The organism is Bacillus sp. Y3, from assembly GCF_008123875.1.
Taxonomy (GTDB): Bacteria; Bacillota; Bacilli; order Bacillales; family Bacillaceae; genus Bacillus; species Bacillus altitudinis.
Genome location: NZ_VSSC01000003.1, coordinates 145,264 through 164,459, shown reverse-complemented (window position 1 = coordinate 164,459; position 19,196 = coordinate 145,264). Strand labels below are relative to the sequence as shown.

The window sequence follows — 19,196 nt, the reverse complement described above, 5'->3', positions numbered from 1 at the left end:
ATGAAAAAATTGAAGATCGGAATCACTTGTTATCCAAGTGTTGGCGGATCGGGCATTATTGCCACAGAGCTTGGAAAACGTTTAGCTGAAAAAGGGCACGATGTTCATTTCATTACCTCGAGTATTCCGTTTAGACTCAATAAAGTGTATCCGAATATTTATTTTCACGAGGTGGATGTCAATCAATATGCTGTGTTTCAATATCCGCCTTATGACCTTGCACTGGCAAGTAAACTTGCAGAAGTGGCAAAACGAGAGAAGCTTGATATTATTCATGCGCATTATGCGGTCCCTCACGCCGTCTGTGCGTTCTTAGCTAAGCAAATGACTGGACAGTCTGTCAAAGTCGTCACCACGCTTCACGGGACGGATATTACGGTTTTAGGCTATGACCCATCTTTAAAGGAAGTCATCCGGTTTGCGATCGAATCATCTGACCGCGTAACGGCTGTATCACATTCATTAGCTGCGCAGACATACGATCTGATTAAACCGAATAAAAAAATTGATACGATCCATAATTTCGTCGATGAGCGCGTATATTTGCGTGAAGATCACGAAGTGCTGAAGACGCATTATGGTCTTCTGCAGGATGAGAAGGTCGTCATCCATGTATCAAATTTCCGTAAAGTGAAGCGGGTGCATGACGTGATCCATGTGTTTAAACAGATTTCTGAACAGGTGAATGCAAAACTGCTACTGATTGGGGACGGCCCTGAAAAATCGGTTGTTTGCGAGCTTGTGAAAAAGCTTGGATTAACGGACCGCGTGTTATTTTTAGGAAAGCAAGAGAAGGTGGAGGAGCTCTATTCGATTAGTGATTTGAAGCTGCTGCTTTCTGAGAAAGAGAGTTTTGGTCTTGTACTACTTGAAGCAATGGCATGCGGAGTACCTTGTATAGGAACAGATGTTGGAGGAATTCCAGAGGTGATTGCACATGGAGAGACAGGATTCCTTGTTCCGCTTGGTGATGTAGATGGAGCAGCAAAACATGCCATCACTATTCTGAAAGACAATGCGCTCCATCAGCAAATATCGATGGCAGCCCAGTCTAGTGTGGAAGCCAATTTCTCTTCTGACAAAATTGTGAGAGAGTATGAAGAGCTTTACTTAGAATTGATCGAAGGTGATGTTGAAGATGAATGAACCATTCACACATGCGATCCCTATTTTACATACACTGCACGAACATGGGTATCAAGCTTATTTTGTCGGCGGTGCGGTGAGAGATGTCCTTTTAGGCAGGGAAGTTGGGGATATCGATATTGCGACAGATGCCACACCTGATGTGGTGGAGTCTTTATTTGATAAAACAGTAGATGTCGGCAAAGAGCATGGCACTGTTATTGTTTTACTTGACGGGGTCAGCTATGAGGTCACTACGTTTCGGACTGAATCAGAATATGAAGACTTTCGCCGCCCTAAAGAAGTGGCGTTTATTTCATCACTAAAAGAAGATCTTTTAAGAAGAGATTTAACGATCAATGCAGTAGCCATGGATATTCATGGTGACATCATTGACCATGTAGGCGGCAAGCGGGATATTAAGCGGAGACGAATTCAAACGGTTGGAGATCCTGCGTGCCGCTTTCAAGAAGACGCGCTTCGGATGATGAGAGCGGTGCGGTTTTTAAGCCAGCTCGGGTTTGAGCTTTCTAAAGAGACGGAAGAAGCAATGAAAAAAGATAAACATCTGCTTGCCAACATCTCTGTTGAACGCAAAAAAATCGAAATGGAAAAACTTTTAAAAGGCCGCTACTGTGAGCAAGCCATCAAGGTGCTCATCTCCACCAAATTGTATGAAGAATTGCCCGGCCTCAAAAAGGATCAGCTGAATGAAACGTTCCAAGCTTTCCCGTATTATTTATTGGATGGGTTAGATGAGGTGTGGGGAGCCTTTATCCATTTACTTGGTCTAGATGAGGCGGAGGCGGTGTCCTTTTTAAAAGAATGGAAGTTATCAACGAAACTTTTAAAAGAAGCCGTTGCTATTAGCAAATATGTTGATTGTGACTGGGATGCGGAAAAAATGTTTGAAGCTGGTGAACATGTCCTGCTTTCTAGTATGAAAATCACGCAGCTCAAACATGAGCGTCGCATTTTCTTTGATGAGCTGGAGGCGGCGAAACGTTCATATGATGCGCTGCCGATTAAACAGCTTCAAGACCTTGCAGTGTCAGGAAAAGATTTGATGGCCTTTCGGCAAAAGCCAGCTGGTAAATGGATTGCAGAAGAGCTTGCTTCTGTGAAAAAAGCCGTTTTGCAAAACCAGCTTGAAAACCGAAAAGAAGCCATAGAGGAGTGGCTCATAGCGTGCGATCAGCGATTAGAAAACGATTAATTGAACTATTTACAGCATCTGAGCAAGATTTTGTCTCAAGCCAGCAAATATGTGATGAGCTTGGCTGCTCCCGAACGGCAGTATGGAAGCATATAGAGGATTTGCGAAAAGAGGGATATGAGGTCGAAGCGGTCAGAAGAAAAGGATACCGGCTGCTTCGTAAACCGGACAAAATTAGTGAAGACGAAATTCTGTTTGGTTTGGAAACAAAGCTGTTTGGCAGGCATATTTATTTTCAAGAAGAAGTCGCCTCAACTCAGCTCATTGCCCATGACCTCGTCAATAAAGGAGCCCCGCACGGCTCGCTTGTTGTCAGTGATCATCAGACAAACGGAAAAGGACGCCTTCAAAGAACGTGGCACTCACCAAATGGGACAGGCATATGGATGAGTTTGATTCTCCGGCCAGAAATACCGCTGCACAAAGCGCCGCAAATGACGCTTTTAGCATCTGTCGCCATCGCTGAAGCCATAGCGCAGCAAACGTGTCTCAGTCCATCGATCAAATGGCCAAACGATATTTTGCTAAACGGAAAAAAGGTCGTTGGTATTTTGACTGAATTAAAAGCAGAAGCTGACCAAGTTCACGCAGTCATTATTGGCCCAGGCATTAACGTGAATCAGACGGCAAATGATTTTCCTGAAGAATTAAAGGATGTTGCGACGAGTTTGCAAATGGAGCTGGGTGAAAAGGTAGACAGAGCGGCACTGATTCAAACCATCATGTCCATCTTTGAAAAAAGGTATGATGAATATATGACATATGGTTTTGCTCCGATCAAACAATTATGGGAATCGTATGCGACGACCATTGGAAAGCGTATCATCGCACGCACCGTCAATGGACAATATGCTGGAACGGCGCTTGGGATTAATGATGAAGGGGTCCTCTTACTCGAAACGGAGGGCGGAATCCAAAACATCTACTCCGCTGACATTGAGATCAAGTCAACTTAAGTGGAACACCCGGCACATTTTTGATATACTTCGTGTGGGCAGTATCTGTAAAAGAACTGTACCTGTTAGGAAGAAAAATTCGATAAATTTCTGCCTTGATCCTAAGGGACTTGGACAGAGGGATGATTCGTCTGCACATGAGAGATAAAAGCGTGTGAGATCAGACAAGCCATCTCCTCTCCAGAATGAGGAGGAACAAATGAAGACAAAGTTAGATTTTTTCAAAATGAAAGAACAAAACGAACCTATTGTGATGCTGACAGCATACGACTATCCAGCTGCAAAGCAAGCTGAAAAAGCGGAAGTCGACATGATCTTAGTTGGTGACTCACTTGGGATGGTTGTCCTTGGACTTGATTCCACAGTGCAAGTGACGATGGATGATATGATTCATCACACAAAAGCAGTCAAAAGAGGCGCAAAAGACACATTTGTTGTGACGGATATGCCATTTATGTCTTATCATTATTCATTAGAAGAAACGATGAAAAATGCAGCACGCATTATGCAAGAAAGCGGTGCTGATGCCTTAAAGCTTGAAGGTGGAGACGGAGTATTTGAATCCATTCAAGCACTTACAAGAGGCGGTATTCCTGTTGTAAGCCATTTAGGGCTCACCCCTCAATCAGTCGGTGTCCTTGGCGGCTATAAAGTGCAAGGAAAAGACAAAGAGAGTGCACAGAAATTGATTGAAGATAGTCTGAAATGTGAAGAAGCAGGCGCCATCGCTCTTGTGTTAGAGTGTGTACCTGGTGAACTGACAAAACGGATTACTGACATGCTAAAGATTCCTGTGATCGGAATTGGGGCAGGGGCTGAAGCAGATGGACAAGTTCTTGTTTACCATGATGTGGTAGGGTACGGCGTGTCTAGAACACCTAAATTTGTGAAACAATACGCGCAAATCGATGCTGTATTAGAAGAAGCGCTCATACAATATACAAAAGAAGTAAAAGCACGCACATTCCCAGAGGATGCTCATACCTTTCATATGAAAGAAGAAGTCCTTGATGGTTTATATGGGGGGATTAAGGAATGAAGGTTGTCTCCCATATTCATGAATTAAAAGACATGATCAAGCAGCATCAAAAGAAGCAGCATTCCATTGGATTTGTCCCTACAATGGGTTTCCTTCATGAAGGACATCTTACGCTTGCAAAAGAAGCAAGAGATCAAAATGACATTGTGGTGATGAGCATCTTTGTTAATCCATTGCAATTTGGACCGAATGAAGACTTTGAATCCTATCCAAGAGATATGAAAAGAGACCAGCGTCTTGCCGAAGAAACGGGAGTAGATATATTATTTACACCTGATGTGAAGGAAATGTACAAAGATGAGCCATCGATTACGATGACTGTTCAAAAGCGTACAGACGTCTTATGCGGAAAGAAACGCCCAGGACACTTCGACGGCGTTGTCACGGTGCTGACAAAGCTGTTTCACCTTGTCGCACCAACCAATGTATACTTTGGTCTAAAGGATGCACAGCAAGTCGCTGTTATCGATGCGATGATCAAGGATTTCTTTTTTGATCTTCACCTTGTGTCTGTTCCTACTGTTCGAGAAGAAGACGGTTTAGCGAAAAGCTCAAGAAACGTGTATTTGTCTGAAACAGAAAGGCAAGAAGCACCTGCTTTATACCGGGCATTAAAAAAAGGACAGACAGCTGTAGAAAATGGTGAACATGATGTAAATCGTATTTATCAATTAGTGGAAGAGGAGATTCTTCAAACGAGTGGAGAAATCGATTATATTGACATTTACTCCTACCCAGAGCTTGAACCTCTTCAGCACTTAACGGGCCAAGTGATCATTGCCACTGCTGTGAAGTTCTCCCGGGCAAGACTGATAGATAATGTGATTTTCCATGTTCCTGAAAGCGGTGAAAAACATGTATAGAACTTTTATGACCTCGAAACTTCATAAAGCGACAGTGACTGAAGCAAACTTACACTATGTAGGCAGTATTACTATCGACGAAGATTTGCTTGATGCGGCAGGCATGATGGCAAATGAGAAAGTGCAAATTGTCAATAATCACAATGGTGCTAGACTTGAAACATATATCATCCCTGGAGAAAGAAAGAGCGGTGTCATTTGTTTAAATGGTGCGGCAGCAAGATTGGTTCAGCCAGGAGATGAAGTCATTATTATCGCTTATGGGATGTTGTCAGAGGAAGAAGCGAAATCGCACACACCTAAAGTTGTCGTGTTAAATAAACAAAATCAAATTGAACAAATGATTGGGCAAGAGCCTGCGAGAACGATTTTATAACGCACGCTCACATGGAAACAGAACAGTTTTATCATAAGGAAGCTGTTCTGTTTCAGCTATATTGCCCAGAGTGTGTTTCACTATGAGTGGAACGAGGAATTGAGGTGTCCATTTTATGACCGATCAAAGGTTTGTTGTCGTTGATATTGAAACCACCGGGAATTCACCAAAAAAAGGTGATAAAATCATTCAAATTGCTGCGGTGGTCATTGAAAATGGACAAATTGTCGAACGGTATTCAAAATATGTGAACCCAGGGAAAACGATTCCTGGATTTATTGAACAGCTGACAGGTATTAAGCAGCACATGGTTGATGACGCGGTGTTTTTTGAGGACATTGCCCAAGAGGTGTATGATCTCATACAGGGCGCTTATTTTGTTGCGCACAATGTTCATTTTGATTTGAACTTTTTAAACGATGAACTAAAAGCATGCGGGAAAAATGAGCTGGATGTGCTAGCGATTGATACGGTTGAAATTTCTAGAATTCTTTATCCTGAGCTTGAAGGTTATAAGTTAACTGAATTAAGCGAAGAGCTCATGCTTCCACATGACCACCCGCACAGGGCGGATAGTGATGCGGAAGTTACTGCCATGTTATTTTTAACCTTATTAGATCAATTAAGGAATACACCGCCAAATGTGTTAAAACAGCTTCGCAGGTTATCCTCTTATCTTCTAAGTGATATAGGACTTTTAATTAAGCAGCTTGAAACCAATCACACGAGTCAGGATGATTCGCTTGTAGAAGTAGGATCTTTTGCTGTGAAAGATGTGACCAATCCGATCACTGAATCGACATATGCAGTAGGCGCTGACGACGAGCAGCTGTTTGAGGAGATAAAAGAGAAACTCCCTCAAACATTAGAAGGCTATGAAGTAAGAGAAGGCCAGCTCACGATGATGAACAAAGTAAGAGATGCGTTCCATGAAAGAGCTTATGCGTTAATTGAAGCGGCGCCAGGAATCGGGAAAACACTCGCTTATCTTATACCAGCTGCTTTAGAAGCAAAGAAATCAGGAAAACCTGTCATTATCAGTACATATTCTATTTTACTACAGCAGCAAATGCTTCAGCGCGATGTTCCGCTACTCAAGCAATTGCTCCCATTTGAGCCAGCCGCCTGTGTGTTTAAAGGGCGGGCACATTATATTTGTTTAGATAAGTTTGAGCATGTGCTGCATGAGGAAGATGATAACTATGATGTTGTCTTAACAAAAGCGCAAATTTTAATGTGGCTCCTTGTCACTGAAACAGGTGATTTGTCTGAACTGAATTTACCGTCAGGAGCTGCAAATATAAAAGACCGTATCTCTTGTGTACACATGCCATTTACATCGAAAAAACGCCGTTTTAAAGAACATTGTTTTTATGAACGGGCTAAACGAAAGGCTCAAACCGCTGACTTAATTTTGACGAATCACCGTCTGCTTTTATCCCAAACGGAAGGAGCCTCTATCTTTCAGGATGCAGACGTCTATGTGATTGATGAGGCCCACCAATTTGAAAAAACAGCCAATGAAACGCTAGGTGACAGTGCGTCTTATATCCAGCTTCATGCGAAATTAACGCAGCTTGGCTCTTTGCATGGCGGGCTGCTTAAGAAATTGAAAAAGAGATTTCATGGGGCAGGTTTATCAACTGACACCTTTATTGAAATGGACGAGTATCTTCAGCAGCTGCAGATGGAAAGTGACGCATTTTTTAGTACCGTACATTCTTTTGTCAAAAGGACAAAACCAAAAGCGGACATCAATCGTCTCATTCATAGAGTCCGTCATCATTCAAAACATGCTCAGTGGGTCCGAATTAAAGAATCAGCGAGTAAGCTTTGTTCATTATTGATTGCTTGTGAGAAACTGTATGAGCAGCAAAAAAATGAGTTGCTTCACAAAAGTGATCAGTTCATAGAGCAGTTTGCATTTGAAGCAGAAGAATACGATCAAGTGATGTCATTTATGCAGACATTCTGCAGTACGCTGTACCGGTTTATCTTTGAACCAAACAATGATGAAACCGTTTGGATTGAGATTGATGCAAAGGGTGCCAAGAATGCTGTCTTTATGCACGCGCAACCGCTAGATACAGGGGAGTTGCTAGCTGATCGGTTCTTCATGAACAAAAAAAGCGTCGTCCTCACATCAGGGACGCTTACCATCAATCAACGCTTTGATTATTGCTTGGAACGATTTGGCCTGCAAGATTTTTACCCGCACCTTGTCCAAATTGATTCACCTTTTGAACTTGAAAAACAGCTTAAGGTCGTTGTACCGGCTGACATGCCGCCGATCACAAACCGTGATGAACGCGAATATGTGAAGCAAGCTGCAACATATATTAAGATCATGGAAAAGCAGGATCAAGCGAAAATATTGGTGTTATTTAATTCACATGAGATGTTAAAAGCAGTGTATGAAGAGCTGAAATCAGAAGGTATGCAATCGGCATTGTTTGCTCAAGGTTTGACAGGCGGGAGCCCTGTAAAATTGACAAAAATGTTCAAATTGGCGAAGCAAGCCATCTTGCTAGGAACAGGGAGTTTCTGGGAAGGTGTGGATTTTCCTGGCTCAGAGCTAACGACCGTCATTATGGCAAGGCTTCCTTTCCGACCGCCTGATTCACCGCTCATTGAAGCAAAATGCGAAGCGGCAAAAAAACAGGGGAAGAATCCGTTTAAAGCCGTCGCTCTCCCGGAAGCTGTGTTAACTTTTAAGCAAGGAGCCGGCCGCTTGCTGCGCTCGGAAAAAGACATCGGAACATTGCTGATTTTAGACCGCCGAGTGAAAACCGCTTCGTATGGAAAACTATTTTTAGAATCACTTCATCATGCGCCAGTTCACGAGATGTCCAAAGAGTCGCTTGAGGCGTATATAGAAAAGCTTAACAACGAAAAGCCGCTGTCATAAGCGGCCTTTCACTGGTGTGGGTTTGGAGTTAATTTATCGTAACGGCTTTTTATGTTCCGTTGTAAAAATAGTATCGGTTCTCACATTGAAAAGTATGACTAACAATATTTACGTACTGAGGAGGAATTAGAAGTGGAAAGTAAAATAGAGGTACTTTCAACTGTTCAAATTAAGCATTCAGAAGACCTATACAAAATCGTCGATTTGCTGAACAGAACGCTTAAAAGGGAAGATCTTATGTTTGGATTAGCATTAGATCAAGAAGATCAAAATCAAGCGATATTTACCATATATCGCACATAGGGGAAGCTTGACATGAAAAAAATAGTTTGGATTATTTCATCCGTTGCTGCGCTCGTTTTACTCATTGGCATCATTAGCTTTTCGTGGATTTATCAAATGGCCATGGGACAAAAAGAAGAAGGTCATGAGTCAGCGATTGAACGAGCAAAAAAGCAAGCATCATTAGCACAAGTAGAGCAAGTGGATACCTTTGTTGGGAAAGAAAAGCAATTTATTGTGGAAGGTAAAAACAAACAAAACGAAGCGATCTATGTGTGGGTACCTGCCAGCAAAAAAGAAAAAGTCATTGCTAAAAAAGCAAAAGAAGGCATTACTTCAAACCAAGCAGTACAAGCCGTTCAAAAGGAGAACACCATTTCTAAGCTAAAAAATGTTCAATTAGCACGAGAAGGTGACGTCCTCCTTTGGGAAGTAACGTACTTAAATGAGAACAACCAATATAGTTTCAGCTATGTTGATTTTACGACAGGACGAGTGGAAAAAAATTTAACACCATAGTTTCTTCTGTCTTGCGTTGACCATGCTGATTTAGAACGGTTATAATAAAATGTATGAAAAAAGAATCACACCTATCTAACAAGGTGAGTTTCTTTCTGGCTTTGGAGGGAAATATGTTGAAAACAACTATTAATCAAGTGTTTAAACACGTCGATGAAGAAGTAACAATCGGCGCATGGATTGCCAATAAACGTTCAAGCGGGAAAATTGCATTCTTGCAGCTTCGCGATGGGACAGGCTTTATTCAAGGAGTCGTTGTAAAAGCAGAGGTGGAAGAGGAAGTCTTTAAACTTGCGAAATCAGTGACACAAGAGACATCGGTCTATGTCACAGGACAAGTAACAAAAGACGAACGTTCACCACTTGGTTTTGAATTACAAGTGAAATCCATTGAAGTGATTCACGAAGCAACAGATTACCCAATTACACCAAAAGAACATGGAACAGAATTCTTAATGGATCACCGTCATTTATGGCTGCGTTCTAAAAAACAGCATGCCATTATGAAAATCCGTAATGAAATTATTCGTGCTACATATGAGTTTTTCCATCAAGAAGGTTTCGTGAAAGTGGATCCGCCAATCTTAACAGGAAGTGCTCCAGAAGGAACAACAGAGCTGTTTGCTACTAAATATTTTGATGAAGATGCATATCTTTCTCAAAGTGGACAGCTTTACATGGAAGCTGCTGCGATGGCACTCGGAAAAGTATTCTCATTTGGTCCAACATTTAGAGCAGAAAAATCGAAAACGAAACGTCATTTAATCGAGTTCTGGATGATCGAGCCTGAGATGGCATTTGTTGAATTCAATGAGAACCTTGAGTACCAAGAAAATTATGTGTCTCACGTTGTTCAAAGTGTACTTGAAAACTGTAAAGTAGAACTGCACACACTTGGCCGTGATACAGCAAAATTAGAAAACATCAAAGCACCATTCCCGCGCATCACATATGATGAAGCGATTAAATTCTTGCAGGACAAAGGATTTGATGACATTGAATGGGGAGATGACTTCGGTGCGCCGCACGAAACAGCGATCGCCGAAAGCTATGATAAACCAGTCTTTATCACTCATTACCCAACCTCATTAAAACCATTTTATATGCAACCTGCACCAGACCGTGATGATGTCGTCCTTTGTGCAGATTTAATTGCACCAGAAGGCTATGGAGAGATTATCGGCGGTTCTGAACGTGTTCATGATTTAGATCTGCTTGAAGCAAGACTAAAAGAACATGGGCTAGATCAAGAAACGTACAAATGGTACACAGAATTAAGACAGTATGGTTCTGTACCACATTCAGGTTTTGGTCTTGGACTTGAACGAACAGTTGCTTGGATTAGCGGAGCGCCGCATGTGCGTGAAACAATTCCATTCCCAAGATTATTAAACCGTTTATATCCTTAAGACGTGAAAGCCTCCAATATATGGAGGCTTTTTCAAACGTCTTAAGGACAGCACGTATGAGAAAACGTGATATACTGAAAGTGAAGAGGTGTATCCGATGAAAAGGCAGCAATTTATAGATATGCAGAAAATGGGTTCGACCAGTTTGCCTAATTTGCTGATTGCCCATTATGAGCAATTAGGACTGAATGAATCACAAATGATGGTCATGTTAAAGATTAAAATGAATGAAGAACAAGGCGTCTTTTTTCAGACATTTGAAGAGCTTTCACATGGTATGACCATTTCGGCCGAAGAATGTGCTTATATGGTGCAGTATTTGATTCAAAAAGGGTTTATTTCGATCCAGCCGTTTGAAGACAGGTCTGGTATTCAGCATGACCGGTACTCGGTAGAACCCTTATGGGGTGTGCTGTATGACTTTTTAGAAGCAAAACAGGCGAAAGACGTACAAAAGAATCATGTGCAGGCTGAAAAGTCTTTATATGCGCTATTTGAAGATGAGTTTGGTAGACCACTTTCTCCTCTTGAAGGGGAAACACTCTCGATCTGGATGGATCAAGACCATCATGATGCTGAGATGATTCGTCTTGCTCTAAGAGAAGCCGTTTTATCCGGAAAATTAAATTTTCGCTATATCGATCGAATTTTATTTGAGTGGAAAAAGAAAGGGCTGAAAACAGCGGAAGAAGCGAAAGAGCATAGCCAGCATTTCCGTTCGCAGCAAAAAGCCCCACCTTCAAAAGAAGAAACATCTTCATATAAACGACAAGTTCCTTTTTATAATTGGCTGGAACAATAACCAATAAAGGAGAAGGCATGTTATCAAAAAAACAAATCAATGAATGTTTAGATATTATAGGGGATATGTTTCCAGAGGCTGAGTGTGAGCTTGTTCATTCCAATCCATTTGAACTAGTGATTGCTGTCGCACTTTCAGCGCAATGTACAGATGTTCTAGTGAACAAAGTGACCAAACATCTATTTCAAAAATATAAAACACCAGAAGACTATTTAAGTGTGCCGCTTGAAGAGTTGCAGCAGGATATTCGTTCGATCGGTCTTTATCGTAATAAGGCAAATAACATTCAAAAATTAAGCCAAATGCTGATTGAAGATTATGGCGGTGAAGTGCCAAGAGATCGAGATGAGCTAATCAAGCTCCCAGGAGTTGGGCGGAAAACAGCAAATGTCGTTGTGTCTGTCGCTTTTGGAATTCCCGCCATTGCAGTAGATACACATGTCGAGCGCGTCAGCAAACGACTTGGGATTTGCCGCTGGAAGGATTCTGTTCTTGAGGTAGAGCAAACCTTAATGAAGAAGGTGCCAAAAGAGGATTGGTCCGTAACCCATCATCGTCTCATCTTTTTCGGTAGATATCACTGTAAGGCGCAGCGGCCACAGTGTGAATCTTGTCCACTTCTTGATATGTGTAGAGAAGGGCAGAAGAGGCTGAAAAAAGGGCTGGTGAAGCTGGCATGAGCGGGGCAGCTGTTTTCACCTCATATGTCGAAAAGCTAAAAGAGAAAAAGATAGAGGTAAGCGGCGAAAAGAAGGATATATTAAGAAACAATCCACTCGCATTTGATCTATCTTCAGAACCTTTACTAGATGAGCAACCGTGGCAGAAAACGGAAGAATTTGTTCCTTTGATGTTTGATCTGTGGAATGAATTAAAAGACAACATGCTTCCTCGCTTTCAAACGAGAAAATCTCGGTGTGAAGAGGATGATATGCTGCAAGGCATTGTCAGTATGATTGCAATGTTTTACTGGATCAAAGGAGAGAAGCTTCAAACCATTGATTGGGAGGAAATCAAACATCAGACGTTTCCAGTAGCCCCCATTAACTGGACAGAACGATTAGAGTTTATTTTGCTTAAACCTACCCAATATCATTGCTTTATTCAATTGGACGAGTTATACACAGAGCTCAAAAAGCAGTATGGAAAATACGAAGCACTCAGAAAGCTTAAACAAAATCGTTAAAAAAGCACTTGCCACATAGGGCAAGTGCTTTTTTGTTATTCGTCTTCTTTGCGAGAAGTAGAATTTGACTGAGTATTTGAGCTTTGAGAATTGGCTTTCTCGTCGTCTTTCTTTTTATCTTTATTGGCATCGCTCTGTGAGTTGCTGTTTCCATTTGTACTGTCTGAGCCATCACTTGAACCACCATTGCCGTTTTCGGTATTTCCGCCTTGATCTTTTTTATCATCAGGCTTCTGTTCATCAGTGCCACCTTGGTTTTGATTATCATCAGTTTGATCTGTCTGCTCATCATCAGGTTGCTGTGGCTCTTCTTCTTCTTTGTTCTCATCATCTGCTTTTTCTTCCTCTTCTTCGTCATCTTTAATGGTGAGGAAGGTAGAAGCCGCTTTACTTGTGACATCGTCTACAGTCGCTGTCACTTGGAATTTATAGGTGGATCCTGGCTTCACATCAGAGATGACGGCTTCTTTAGAAGAGCTGTTTTGAATGTCTTTATAGCCGCCATCATCGACCGCTTGCTTTACATTAAATGTTGCATCTGCATCGTCATCATAACCCCAAGTGAGTGTAATCGATTTTTTCTCTTCATCATACACCGCTTTTAAGTCAGATGGTTTGTCAGCTTCTTTCTTTTCATATGTGTCAGAAACTTTTGTTGGGACAGTTCCTTTGACGAAGTATTCCGTTGTCTTCTTATCACTTGGTGTGTTTGGTCCAGCTAACTTCGCTGGATCTGATCCTTTTTCAACCGTTGCTTCAACGACACTATCTGGTTTTTCAAATGAGCCGCTTCCATCATCAATTTGAGAAATTAATTTCTGGAAGACAACTTTGGCAACACGTTGTTCATAATCCGTAAGCCACATTTTGCCGTCCGCATCTTTTGAGTTGCCGATTCCAGTCCACACAGCTGCTGTGTATTGCGGCGTGTAACCGACAAACCATGAATCTTTCGCACCGCCAGAAGGGATGTTGTATTTATTAATATCATCTTGTGTAAAGTTGGTTGTACCTGTTTTACCAGCTACTTGAACATTCGGTACTTGTGCGAGTGTACCTGTTCCAGATTGTACAGCAGTTTTCAGCATATCTGTAATCATAAATGCAGTGTAATCACTCATGGCTGCTTTTGAGTCTGGCGTTAAGTCAAGCTTCGTTCCGTCATTAAATTCAACAGACGTTACAGCATGCGGTTCATTATAGTATCCGTTGTTACCGAATGCACTAAATGCACCAGCCATTTTAAGAGAAGAGACACCTTCGTCAAATCCGCCGATTGAGTAAGACTCAGGGATGTCAGAAGGTAAGTCCAAACCTAAGTTATTGGCGAATTGAACAGCATTATCTGTACCAGCTTCTTGGAAAGCTTTTAAAGCAGGGATGTTTCGTGATTGTGCCAAAGCACTTCTCATCGACATTTTCCCTAAGTGTCTTCTGTCAAAGTTGTTAATTGGTGTACCGTTAGAGTACGTATAAGGCGCATCATCAATTTGCTGATATGTTGACCATTTTTTGTTTTCAATTACAGGACCGTAATCTAAAATTGGTTTGATTGTAGATCCCGGCTGGCGTTTTGCATCAGTGGCATAGTTAAAGCCGCCGGCTGGTACATCACGACCACCGCCAATGGCACGAATTTCACCATTTTTTGTATCTAGCAGGGTGACTCCAGCTTGCATACCTTTCGTAAATCCGGCTGAATCCCCATTGATGATGTCATCCAGATGATCCTGTGCTTTTCGATCAAGAGAAGTATAGATTTTTAATCCATCTGTTGATACATCTACTTTGGCTTTTTTCTGTACTTCTTCCATGACTTCTTCAATATAAGCAGAGTACTTACTTGAGTTTTGACTCTTATATTTATCAGCTGAAACAACTGTTTTGCTGACAGGTGTTGCTTTTGCTTCCTCATAATCTTTTTCTGAAATATAGCCTTGTTTTTTCATTAGGCCTAAAACGATATTACGACGTTTTTCCGCTGCCTCTGGATGTTTCACTGGGTTATAGGCAGAAGGACTTTGCGGCATACCTGCAAGTGTGGCAGCCTGTGCAACAGTTAGTTTATTTAAATCTGTCACTCCGAAAAATTGTTCAGCCGCTTTCCCAACACCATAAGCATAAGGAGAGAAGAAAATACGGTTTAAATACATTTCTAAAATTTCATCTTTAGAGTATTTTTGCTCAAGCTGAATCGAGAGCCACACTTCCTGTACTTTACGTTTTAACGTCTTTTGATTGTTAAGCAGGGAGTTCTTCACAACCTGCTGTGTAATCGTACTTCCACCTTCTGCTCCAAAACCGTCCTCGACGTTTGCGACAAGAGCACCGCCAATACGGATAGGATCAATCCCGTGGTGTTTATAAAAACGTGCATCTTCAGTTGCAATAAACGCATCTTTTACCACGTCGGGTATATCTTTAATCGAGACATACGTTCTTTTTTCCGCCCCGACTTCTGCAAAGACTTTTTTGTCTTTATCGTAAAGTTTTGAAGAATACGGCGTTTTTAGCTTGCTATCATCAATAGAAGGAGCGCTTGATGCAAAAACGGCAAAAGTTGTGATTCCGGCTACTAAACAAAGAAGACCGATCACGAGTAAAGATAAAAATATTTTTTTAAATAGACCTGCTTTCTTTTTGCCTTTTTTGTTCTTTTGCTTCTTATTGTTTTCTTGACTTGCTTTACGTCGCTGTTCACGACTTGTAAATTGATCAGACATCACATCTCAACCTTTCGTGTTAAACCTTTTTCGAACGTAAATGATGCTTGCTTTCATCCGAAAAATGAAGTGTCTCCACTACTTTAATATAATCAATTCTTGGCGAATATCCAAGTGTCATGAGGTGACCTGCTTCCATTAATTCATCTTTGCTAATGGATTTACGGCCGTTTTGCTGCTGCCGCTCCCAAAAGAAGAAGAGGTCAGTAGCGGACAAATAATAAACGGAACCAAATGCGGATATAATAACAAAACAAATACCGCCTTGCTTTTCAACCTGTTTCATATGCTCAATTTGATGGTCGTGGAAATTTTTGAGCGGAAACGAGGTGGTGCTTTTGGTTTCCTTTGCTTCAAAATCGATATAGCGCCCTTTGTATACCCCGTTGTAGTCTGTTGTGGAGGATTGTTTAAAATAGGCTTCTTTAATGACAGCAGCGCTTCTTTTTGGATAATCCACATTGACAATTTGAACAGGGGTAGGCTTTTTATGAATGACTGCAATCCCGTTGACCAAATAGTACTGGTTCGTTTCATTTAAGTCAGCTTCAAGCGTCATCCCGCGGTTACTATAAGATGATTCGCCGCTGATTCTTTTTTTTGTCCCAATTTGTTGAATGGGCTGATACGATTTTCCGTTAGGATACCGAATCATCAAGTTTCAGCCTCCTTTTAATGCATTTTGTATTGGAGAGATCACCATGTTGTCACAACAAGAGCACATGATTACCCAGCATATTTTACATGAAACGAAAGCGAAAAATAAGGACAACCTGACAAGGACAAATGCGTACAAGCGCTTTTATGACCGTCATCCAGAGATGAAATGGTCTCTGCTTGCTTCTTTTGTCTCGAGAAATGCTGGATGGTCGATGACAGATTTAAAAGGCGAGCTCTTCCATCCGGGTTTAACGGATCAGCAAGGGCATCTGTTCTTTACAGCGTATGAAAGAGCGAATTGGCTGATCTTTTCAGATGCTTACCCGCAGCTTCTCTTGTATGAATGGTCAAAAAGGTGCCGCAAGCCTTTATTTCATCTGCTGCCCCATTTCGGTGTGTCTCGTTTTATGAGCGCTGAGTGGGAACGATTTTGGCAAAAGCGTGACAGAGAGCGATTGCTGCATGCACTCATCATAAATGAACAATATACTATACAATCTCCTATTATACAAAATCCTCTCCTGAAAAAGAATGTTTTTCACTCGATTCAATATCTTTTCAGCGAGTGGGCACATTTTCAAACCGTCGTTTTTCCGACAGTAGACGGGCATTTGTACGGCTTAACCATACGAAAGTTTTCCCAAGTAAAAGAGCGCATTACGTTAGGGAAAAAACTAGCAAAACTATTGTTTCGAGCCGATTTGTTTTCGGATTTTTATCATTTTTTGCATACCGTGCCGCATACGGGATCTCGATTTGATTTTGAACCGTTTTTAGGGATTGCGCGAAGGTCAAGCCCTTTCCTCAGAACGGTGTATCCAGTCATGACACATTCATTAGACGATCAAAGGGAAGATTGGTTTCAAAAGAAATTGAGTCCATCCTTGTTTGAAGCAGAGCGTTTACCAAAACAAATTGAGCTGACCGACTGGTATTTTCATAAAAAAAGGCAGCTTCGTTTTCTTTTCTCATTAGAACACTATTTTTTGCATAAATAAAAAGCAGGGGGTACCTGCTTTTTTTACGTGGATGGACGGTTAGGGCCGCCGAGCTTTTTATCAAGCTGATCTGTACTGTTTTCTTTCCCTTTTGTTTTTTGCTCTTTTGGTGCTTGCTGCTTTTTCATGATATCTACCTCCTTTGTCCTTAGAATTTACACAATCGGACGCGATCATACAAAGAAGGACAAGCACGTGTCGAAATGGAAGAAATTGCGCTTATCTTCACTTAGATTGGCGATTTAGTTCTAGTTTTGTCATGTATGAAGGAGGGAGTAAAAGATAAGAGAATGTAACGAGAGATGATAAAGGAGGAATCTGATGATGAGCGAATTTGTATCAAAAGAATCCATTATGCAGTTGTTAGAGGAAATTGAGCGAAAGATTGATGCGGTGGAAGAAGAACTGTCTTTAGCTGTCAAAAAAACAAAAAACGCTGCCGTAGAGGAGCAAGAACAAATCATTGACCGTCTTGAATCTGAAGTGAAGGAATGTGAATTGAAAATTCATGCAGCAGAGTATAAGCTGGCGGCAAGACCTGCATATCACGCCGGATAGCTTTTCTATTTGAGCAATAAGTAAACGTTTGATAGGATGGTTCATAGAGGTGAACACTTTGGATAATCAAACATTACTTAAACATACACAAGAGTTGATCACATGGATCGAAGAAGCATACGAGCAGTACCTAAAGGGAAAGGCAGAAGAGGAATACCCAGTTTATGATTTTTACAACGATATTCAACCGGCCGTTGTCAAATTTGATCAGCAAATGGAAGAGTGGCTTACTGCTGCTACCTCATTTATTCATCAGGCCAAACCTAGATACTTACATCAAGAACAGCTTGAAGCCGTCCAAGAAAATGGAAAAGAGGTTGTGCTGCAATCTTATTTTGGCAAACAGCATGCACCTCGTGTGAAAAATTTAGTTGAATCAGTGATTTATACACTGAACCTTTTAATAGAAGAAATCAACAAACGCAGCTGATGAAACAGCCTGCGTTTTTCTTATGGCTGCTGTAGGCACATCTTCTGCTACCTGAACATAATATATCATTGACTTCAATATGTTTTCAGAGCGAGAGGAGCGAGATACGTGTTCCCTTATTCAAACCAGCCATCTTATGAAATGAATCAATTTCAGCAACGGCCTTTTCCGTATCCAGATATGCAGCAGCCTCCGCAGCCTCCAGAATATTTCATGCCCCCATATCAAGGTGAAATGAACCAGCCGCCGTCTGCAGGCTATCAGCCGCCTTTTGGATATCAGGAAAACTTCCAGCCTTATCAGCCGCAGCCTGAAGCAATGAATCAGCCGCAAATGCAGCCGCCGGGCATGATGCCTATGCCGCAGCCTATGAATCCTTATCCTTTGCCAAGGCCGCAAAAACAGCAATCATCTCAATTTAAAAGTGTGCTGTCACAATTTAAAAAAACGAATGGGCAATACGATTTTAATAAAATGTTTGATACTGCTGGACAAATGATGAGTACAATGAATCAAGTGGGCTCATTGGCGAAAGGATTTACTAGTATTTTTAAAGCGTAGCAAAACCCAATAGATATACATCTATTGGGTTGTTTGTTTTGGCGCAGTCACACGAAGTGATTGATCTTTCCAAACGCTCTTCATATTGGTTTCATCTATTTTTGCAGGCATTAAAATGGTTTTGGTAAAGCTCGAATAGGAGGAAGTCGTGTCTGTTTTGATTTTTTCCTGTACCGATAAGTGTAAATATTGCGCTTTCACTTCTAGTGCGATATCACCTTCGACAAAATGGTCTGGAAATCGAATCTCAATATATACATATTGATCATCTTCTGTCACATCGGTTGTAATGGATGCAAGTGAATGGCTCGTGGTCATCAGCGCCTCTGCACTATTTAAAATGTCGTGAAACGGCGATGATGCAAAAAATTGTTCAATCGCTTCATATAGAATGTCTTCATTTGCTAACAACTCGTGTTTCTTTTCACTTTCATGTTTCATTTGAATCACCTCTCATCTACAGCCTATGCAAAAGGGGCTCAGGCGGTTATCAATTGATGAGAGGAAAAAATTATGATTAAATAGTGTTGAATGAAGCAAGGTGTATGGGCGTGAAGGTTTATACGCTGAATAGATCTAGAAGCA

21 protein-coding genes are annotated in these 19,196 nt (G+C 41.3%); 17 read left to right on the top strand and 4 right to left on the bottom strand.

Translation table 11 applies throughout. The annotated features are described in order from the left end of the window. From bshA to FXF70_RS05695, 13 genes are all read left to right on the top strand, one after another. A complete protein-coding gene (bshA, locus tag FXF70_RS05755; protein WP_046527071.1) occupies positions 1 to 1,146 on the top strand; it encodes an N-acetyl-alpha-D-glucosaminyl L-malate synthase BshA in 1,146 nt (381 codons plus the stop codon). Then, positions 1,139 to 2,341 (top strand): CCA tRNA nucleotidyltransferase, encoded by a 1,203-nt coding sequence (locus FXF70_RS05750; protein ID WP_017367495.1) that lies wholly within the window; start codon positions 1,139 to 1,141, stop codon positions 2,339 to 2,341. The genes bshA and FXF70_RS05750 overlap by 8 nt, the downstream gene beginning before the upstream one ends. Then, a complete protein-coding gene (locus FXF70_RS05745) occupies positions 2,314 to 3,297 on the top strand; it encodes a biotin--[acetyl-CoA-carboxylase] ligase (protein ID WP_148779980.1) in 984 nt (327 codons plus the stop codon). The genes FXF70_RS05750 and FXF70_RS05745 overlap by 28 nt, the downstream gene beginning before the upstream one ends. A gap of 199 nt (positions 3,298 to 3,496) precedes the next feature. Continuing rightward, a complete protein-coding gene (panB, locus tag FXF70_RS05740; RefSeq protein WP_008344587.1) occupies positions 3,497 to 4,336 on the top strand; it encodes a 3-methyl-2-oxobutanoate hydroxymethyltransferase in 840 nt (279 codons plus the stop codon). Then, the gene (panC, locus tag FXF70_RS05735; RefSeq protein WP_148779979.1) at positions 4,333 to 5,199 is read left to right on the top strand and encodes a pantoate--beta-alanine ligase; all 867 of its coding nucleotides are present in this window, start codon (positions 4,333 to 4,335) and stop codon (positions 5,197 to 5,199) included. Before panB ends, panC begins: the two co-directional genes overlap by 4 nt. Beyond that, positions 5,192 to 5,575 (top strand): aspartate 1-decarboxylase, encoded by a 384-nt coding sequence (gene panD / locus FXF70_RS05730; RefSeq protein ID WP_017359738.1) that lies wholly within the window; start codon positions 5,192 to 5,194, stop codon positions 5,573 to 5,575. Before panC ends, panD begins: the two co-directional genes overlap by 8 nt. A gap of 115 nt (positions 5,576 to 5,690) precedes the next feature. Further along, entirely contained in the window at positions 5,691 to 8,483 is a 2,793-nt protein-coding gene (dinG, locus tag FXF70_RS05725) for an ATP-dependent DNA helicase DinG (protein WP_148779978.1), read from the top strand. A 132-nt stretch (positions 8,484 to 8,615) separates the two neighbouring features. After that, positions 8,616 to 8,786 carry a YpmA family protein gene (locus FXF70_RS05720; RefSeq protein ID WP_008344594.1) on the top strand — a complete coding sequence of 57 codons (171 nt, stop codon included), beginning with the start codon at positions 8,616 to 8,618 and terminating at the stop codon, positions 8,784 to 8,786. A 12-nt stretch (positions 8,787 to 8,798) separates the two neighbouring features. Further along, positions 8,799 to 9,284, top strand: a complete 486-nt coding sequence (gene tseB / locus FXF70_RS05715; RefSeq protein WP_008344597.1) for a cell wall elongation/penicillin-binding protein regulator TseB — start codon at positions 8,799 to 8,801, stop codon at positions 9,282 to 9,284. A gap of 116 nt (positions 9,285 to 9,400) precedes the next feature. Continuing rightward, a complete protein-coding gene (asnS, locus tag FXF70_RS05710) occupies positions 9,401 to 10,693 on the top strand; it encodes an asparagine--tRNA ligase (protein WP_024718525.1) in 1,293 nt (430 codons plus the stop codon). A 97-nt stretch (positions 10,694 to 10,790) separates the two neighbouring features. Continuing rightward, positions 10,791 to 11,495 (top strand): DnaD domain-containing protein, encoded by a 705-nt coding sequence (locus FXF70_RS05705; RefSeq protein ID WP_008344601.1) that lies wholly within the window; start codon positions 10,791 to 10,793, stop codon positions 11,493 to 11,495. 17 nt (positions 11,496 to 11,512) lie between these two features. Continuing rightward, on the top strand, positions 11,513 to 12,175 hold the full coding sequence (gene nth / locus FXF70_RS05700) for an endonuclease III (RefSeq protein WP_148779977.1): 663 nt from the start codon (positions 11,513 to 11,515) through the stop codon (positions 12,173 to 12,175). After that, on the top strand, positions 12,172 to 12,681 hold the full coding sequence (locus tag FXF70_RS05695; protein WP_148779976.1) for a YpoC family protein: 510 nt from the start codon (positions 12,172 to 12,174) through the stop codon (positions 12,679 to 12,681). Before nth ends, FXF70_RS05695 begins: the two co-directional genes overlap by 4 nt. Before the next feature lie 35 nt (positions 12,682 to 12,716). On the opposite strand, the gene FXF70_RS05690 is transcribed toward FXF70_RS05695, so the two are convergent. After that, the gene (locus FXF70_RS05690; protein ID WP_148779975.1) at positions 12,717 to 15,404 is read right to left on the bottom strand and encodes a PBP1A family penicillin-binding protein; all 2,688 of its coding nucleotides are present in this window, start codon (positions 15,402 to 15,404) and stop codon (positions 12,717 to 12,719) included. Positions 15,405 to 15,423: 19 nt separating this feature from the next. After that, positions 15,424 to 16,059 carry a Holliday junction resolvase RecU gene (gene recU / locus FXF70_RS05685; protein ID WP_050827323.1) on the bottom strand — a complete coding sequence of 212 codons (636 nt, stop codon included), beginning with the start codon at positions 16,057 to 16,059 and terminating at the stop codon, positions 15,424 to 15,426. 46 nt (positions 16,060 to 16,105) lie between these two features. Between recU and FXF70_RS05680 the strand changes: the two genes are divergently transcribed. Then, positions 16,106 to 17,062, top strand: a complete 957-nt coding sequence (locus FXF70_RS05680) for a DUF2515 domain-containing protein (protein WP_050827322.1) — start codon at positions 16,106 to 16,108, stop codon at positions 17,060 to 17,062. 23 nt (positions 17,063 to 17,085) lie between these two features. Here FXF70_RS05680 and sspM read toward each other — a convergent pair whose 3' ends face one another. After that, positions 17,086 to 17,190 carry an acid-soluble spore protein SspM gene (sspM, locus tag FXF70_RS05675; protein WP_017359731.1) on the bottom strand — a complete coding sequence of 35 codons (105 nt, stop codon included), beginning with the start codon at positions 17,188 to 17,190 and terminating at the stop codon, positions 17,086 to 17,088. Between the two features lie 196 nt (positions 17,191 to 17,386). Between sspM and FXF70_RS05670 the strand changes: the two genes are divergently transcribed. The 3 genes from FXF70_RS05670 (at position 17,387) to FXF70_RS05660 (ending at position 18,611) form a co-directional block, all read left to right on the top strand. Beyond that, positions 17,387 to 17,620, top strand: coding sequence for a DUF5446 family protein (locus FXF70_RS05670; protein ID WP_231131595.1), 234 nt, complete (start codon positions 17,387 to 17,389; stop codon positions 17,618 to 17,620). A gap of 49 nt (positions 17,621 to 17,669) precedes the next feature. Continuing rightward, entirely contained in the window at positions 17,670 to 18,050 is a 381-nt protein-coding gene (locus tag FXF70_RS05665) for a YppE family protein (protein WP_225310452.1), read from the top strand. Between the two features lie 108 nt (positions 18,051 to 18,158). Continuing rightward, complete coding sequence (locus tag FXF70_RS05660) at positions 18,159 to 18,611, top strand: YppG family protein (protein WP_148779974.1); 453 nt, start codon at positions 18,159 to 18,161, stop codon at positions 18,609 to 18,611. A gap of 21 nt (positions 18,612 to 18,632) precedes the next feature. On the opposite strand, the gene FXF70_RS05655 is transcribed toward FXF70_RS05660, so the two are convergent. Continuing rightward, positions 18,633 to 19,052, bottom strand: coding sequence for an Hsp20/alpha crystallin family protein (locus FXF70_RS05655; protein WP_007500867.1), 420 nt, complete (start codon positions 19,050 to 19,052; stop codon positions 18,633 to 18,635). Positions 19,053 to 19,196: the final 144 nt, after the last annotated feature.